The sequence below is a fragment of the Acinetobacter sp. YH12231 genome (genome assembly GCF_013417755.1).
In the GTDB taxonomy this organism is placed as follows: Bacteria; Pseudomonadota; Gammaproteobacteria; order Pseudomonadales; family Moraxellaceae; genus Acinetobacter; species Acinetobacter amyesii.
In genome coordinates this window covers 1-4,886 of sequence record NZ_VPDJ01000050.1, presented here as the reverse complement: position 1 = coordinate 4,886, position 4,886 = coordinate 1, and the positions used below count along the sequence as shown (strand labels likewise).

Genomic DNA, 4,886 nt, shown 5'->3' with positions numbered 1-4,886 from the left:
TTGAAGTGACTTTAGAGAATGGTGCAAAACTTGAATCTAAAACAGTGATTCTTTCAACAGGTGCACGCTGGAGAGAAATGAACGTTCCGGGTGAACAAGAATACCGTACTCGTGGTGTTGCATACTGCCCACACTGTGACGGTCCATTGTTTAAAGGTAAACGTGTTGCGGTGATCGGTGGTGGTAACTCAGGTGTAGAAGCAGCGATTGACCTTGCTGGTATTGTAGAGCATGTAACACTTGTTGAGTTTGATACTAAGCTTCGTGCTGACCAAGTCCTTCAAGACAAGTTAAATAGCTTACCGAATACCACTGTGATCATGAATGCATTGTCTACAGAAGTAGTTGGTGATGGTTCACAAGTGACTGCACTGAACTATAAAGACCGTGCAACAGATGAAATCAAAACGATTGAATTGGCCGGTATCTTTGTACAAATTGGTTTGTTACCAAATACTGATTTCTTAAAAGAAACAGCGGTTGAACTTTCAAACCGTGGTGAGATCGTAATTAACGAGCGTAACGAAACCAATGTGAAAGGTGTATTTGCTGCAGGTGACTGTACAACAGTACCGTACAAACAAATCATCATTGCAACAGGTGAAGGCGCGAAAGCTTCATTGTCTGCTTTTGATTACATCATCCGTTCGGGTCAATAAAAGAAAGGCCAGTGTGTTTCGAGAAACACGCTGGCCGCGCTGAATGTTGTCATTTGAATATTATTTTTCTTAATATTCTCGTTTTACAGGAACTTTGGATGCTAACACCGGAGTTCCTTTTTTTGTCTGCAAAATTAGGATTCAAAAATGTCCCCACACATTTTGAATCCTATTCGTTGCCCAGCTATTTTTGTTTTACAACCTTATTTTTATACTTTCCCCAAGGTTGTTTCTCTATAAAATATAAAGCGGAGTAAGCAATTAATATACCAATCACATCACGAATTTAAGATTTAAATAAATTCAAGCCTTTAAACTTCTCCATTAACTGCTCATCTGTCTCCACATGTTCAGGATGAGGCACAATGCACTCAATCGGACAAACTGAAACACAAGTTTGGTGCGCATAGAAACCGACGCATTCAGTACAACGTGCGACATCGATTTCATAAATCTTTGAGCCTTCATAAATGGCATCATTGGGACATTCAGGTAGACACATGTCACAATTGATGCATTTGTCTGTAATCAACAAAGCCATAAAGTAAACTCAAGCCTGATAAGCTAAAGTTGAAGCCGAAATATCCACTGTCGAATTGGGTAAGTTACGAATCAGTAAGGCGTATCGCATATCCACATCGGCAGGTACAGGAATATCCACGATATGACCTGAACCTTTGGCATCGTCGATTAGATTACCTTTTTTATCTTTCATTTCAGTTAAAACGAAGGTGATGTTGCCTGAAGTGGTCATCAGTTCTAAAGAATCACCTACAACAAAACGGTTTTTCACTTCGATTTTAAGAGAGTCACCATTGCGTTCTAAGACTTCACCTACAAACTGTTGATGATCAAAACGTGAAGAGCCGGTTTCATAGTTTTGATATTCACTATGTACATGGCGGCGTAGAAAACCTTCGGTATAACCACGGTTCGCAAGACCTTCAAGCTGAGACATGAGAGCAGGGTCAAATGGTTTACCAGAAAGGGCATCATCGATGGCTTTACGATAAATTTGAGCGGTACGCGCACAGTAGAAATAAGACTTGGTACGGCCTTCAATTTTTAAAGAATGAATGCCCATTTTGGTTAAACGGTCAACATGCTGTACAGCACGCAAGTCTTTCGAGTTCATGAAATAAGTGCCATGTTCATCTTCTTCGGCAGCAAACATGTCTTCTTCATTGCGTTGTAATAAAACCGGCTCGCCGAATTGGTGTTGTTCTAGGGCGTGTTGCTCATCGGCATTTTTATTATTGCAGCATGATGATTCTTTAATTTGTGTGACTGGAATAACATCACCAGTTTCATCTTCAACTGCATCGTGAATTTTATAATCCCATCGGCATGCATTGGTACATGCACCTTGGTTTGCATCACGTTTATTCATATAGCCAGAAAGTAAGCAACGACCGGAGTAAGCCATACATAATGCACCATGTACGAAAACTTCAATTTCCATATCAGGTACATTGTGTTTAATTTCTTCAATTTCTTCGATTGATAATTCACGTGACAGAATGACACGTGTCAGTCCCATATTTTTCCAAAATTTAACCGTTGCCCAGTTCACCGCATTGGCTTGGACAGACAAATGAATGGACACTTCTGGAAAATGTTCACGCACCATCATGATTAGACCAGGGTCAGACATGATCAGTGCATCAGGATTCATGGCAACCACAGGTTCAAGGTCACGGATGAAATTTTTCAGTTTTGAGTTATGCGGTTGGATGTTTACCACCACATAAAACTTTTTCCCTAAGGCATGAGCTTCTTCAATGCCAATTTTTAAATTGTCATGGTCGAAAGCATTATTGCGCACACGTAAGCTATATCGCGGCTGACCTGCATACACGGCATCTGCGCCATAAGCAAAAGCGTAGCGCATATTTTTTAAAGAGCCAGCAGGTGAGAGGAGTTCGGTTACGTGTTGAATCGTCATGTCAATAAAGGCATAAAAAATTTATGGCTTTATTGTAGTGATCTAAAAAAAGGATTCAACCAAGTATTTTAGTTGGGTTTTCAAGATATTCCGTTTTCCAAATGTTTTAAAATTTGGCAATCATTAATTTGACTGGTTTCATTACAACTGGCACGGAGCTTACTTAACTGTATTTTAAAATTTTCTAATTCTTTAATTTTTTCAGAAACTTGACGAATGTGATTGTCAATTAATTCATTCACAGCATGACAGCTTTGCGTAGGGGATTGCTCAAGTTCAAGCAGGGTTTGAATCTCGGTGAGAGAAATATCGAGGTTTCGACAGCGCTTAATAAAAACCAAACGTTTGTACATTTCTTCATCATAATAGCGATAATTGTTGTCTGCGCGGAAGCTAGGTTTCAGCAGTTTTTTCTTTTCATAAAAGCGAATACTGTCAATGCTTACCCCAGATTTGGTGGACAATTCTTTAATCAAATAATGTTTTTGTACGTTCATGCTTGACCTTGGAGTGAGTCCATAGTTTTGAATAAGAGTAATACAAATCCATTGATTTTAAAATTGGAGCACATTTATGGCATGTACATGTAGTCATGAGCCAGCACCAAACAAACCCAACAGTAAATTTCGTATCGCACTTTGGATTGCCTTAATCATTAACGCCATGATGTTTTTGGTGGAGCTGATTGGTGGGGCTTATGCACATTCTTCTGCGCTTTGGGCGGACTCGCTGGATTTCTTTGGTGATGCTGTAAATTATGGGGTTTCATTAGCCGTGCTTGGCGCCAGTTTATATTGGCGTGCAACAGTTGCCTTGGTGAAAGGTTTTGTCATGGCAGCGTTTGGGATCGTTGTGATTGCCAAAGTGCTCTATGCCTATGCCAATGGGATCGCTCCTGAACCAATCACCATGGGTGTGATTGGTATTCTGGCCTTAGTCGCTAATGTCATCTGTGCATACGTCTTATATGCCTTCCGTGAAGGTGACTCCAATATGCAATCCGTTTGGCTATGTAGCCGTAATGATGCGATTGGTAATGTCGCAGTGATCTTGGCTGCAGTCGGGGTGTTTGGTACAGGCAGTCTATGGCCAGATTTGATCGTGGCCGCAATCATGGCGATCTTAGGTTTAACGGGTGGTTATCAGGTGATTCGAAAAGCACTGCAAGAGCGTAAGCAAAAAGATATTCTGAGTACCCCTTGCTCTTAAAATACTTACTCTTAAATCCACCGTTAATGGCATTCATTTTATCCATGTTTTTAACGCAGATGAATAGTCGTTAAATCGCTAGTTGAAATTAAAATAGCAGTCAGTTTTATACGAAATTTTCCTGACTGCTAATTCGATAAATCATCTGAAATCAGACTGTATTTAATAGGGTGCTGAGGTTTTATCTACAGACTCCAATTAAGTTATGCTTTACAATAGCGCGCGAAAATCATGTTTAAAAATTAGGTTTTCTACCTTGAAAGCTTTATGTTTAGGCCCCATTGGTGCATCAGGTAAATTAAATGTCGAAAAAGCAAGACATCATTAACGTTGCGCTCCAACTCTTCAATTCTTATAGCTATAACTCGATTGGTATAGATCGAATTATTGGGGAATCGGGCGTTGCTAAAATGACGTTTTATAAATATTTCCCCTCTAAAGCCAAATTAATTGAAGAATGTCTCGTGATTCGAAATCTTAATTTACAGGAATCACTTGAAGCTGCTATTGCAAAATGTGATCCAGAAGACCATCTTTCGCATATTAAAACCATTTTTGCTTGGTACGATGCTTGGTTTCATACTGCAGATTTTAATGGTTGTATGTTTCAAAAAGCAGTAGAAGAAATATCTAAAGTTTATCCTTCGTCAGTACAAACTGCGATCGATTATAAAGACTGGCTTAAATCAAAACTAAGTACTGCCTTGCAAAATCTGGGCATTCAGCAAACTGAACAACTCGCTGCATTTCTGTGTAGTATTTTGGATGGCATGACCATCCAAGCCCAAATTGACCCCAACCAAATGCATTTAGCAGATTATTGGAAGCGAGTTGAAACCTTAATTCGTTTGGAATTGACCGCTTAAAATTTGCTTGTAGGCATCGGGGTTTTTAAATCTAGCGACGACTTATTTGTAATGATTAACCATCAATTTTTTTCACATGCTTTAGGGTCTGTTGACATTTGTTGATTAAAAAAATAGCGAGATAGTAAAATTAAATCGCCAAACCCAATTTTACACTCGCTATGCCTCGAACAATGCTAAATGATCAACACTGGTCCAAGTTACTTG

General features: G+C 39.4%; 6 protein-coding genes. 3 read left to right on the top strand and 3 right to left on the bottom strand.

Annotated features, from left to right (window positions below; translation table 11 throughout):
- Positions 1 to 659: FAD-dependent oxidoreductase (locus tag FTV11_RS16730; protein ID WP_180074049.1), on the top strand; the 659-nt coding region annotated here is incomplete at its 5' end.
- A 286-nt stretch (positions 660 to 945) separates the two neighbouring features.
- On the opposite strand, the gene FTV11_RS16725 is transcribed toward FTV11_RS16730, so the two are convergent.
- The 3 genes from FTV11_RS16725 to FTV11_RS16715 form a co-directional block, all read right to left on the bottom strand.
- Complete coding sequence (locus FTV11_RS16725; RefSeq protein WP_180009475.1) at positions 946 to 1,200, bottom strand: YfhL family 4Fe-4S dicluster ferredoxin; 255 nt, start codon at positions 1,198 to 1,200, stop codon at positions 946 to 948.
- Between the two features lie 9 nt (positions 1,201 to 1,209).
- Positions 1,210 to 2,604, bottom strand: coding sequence for a tRNA 5-hydroxyuridine modification protein YegQ (gene yegQ, locus FTV11_RS16720; RefSeq protein WP_180010889.1), 1,395 nt, complete (start codon positions 2,602 to 2,604; stop codon positions 1,210 to 1,212).
- Between the two features lie 80 nt (positions 2,605 to 2,684).
- Entirely contained in the window at positions 2,685 to 3,101 is a 417-nt protein-coding gene (locus FTV11_RS16715) for a Cd(II)/Pb(II)-responsive transcriptional regulator (protein WP_168379319.1), read from the bottom strand.
- 76 nt (positions 3,102 to 3,177) lie between these two features.
- On the opposite strand from FTV11_RS16715, the gene FTV11_RS16710 reads away from it, so the two are divergent.
- Positions 3,178 to 3,813, top strand: coding sequence for a cation transporter (locus FTV11_RS16710; protein ID WP_180009473.1), 636 nt, complete (start codon positions 3,178 to 3,180; stop codon positions 3,811 to 3,813).
- A 302-nt stretch (positions 3,814 to 4,115) separates the two neighbouring features.
- Positions 4,116 to 4,679, top strand: coding sequence for a TetR/AcrR family transcriptional regulator (locus tag FTV11_RS16705; RefSeq protein ID WP_180027372.1), 564 nt, complete (start codon positions 4,116 to 4,118; stop codon positions 4,677 to 4,679).
- The last annotated feature ends 207 nt before the right edge of the window (positions 4,680 to 4,886 follow it).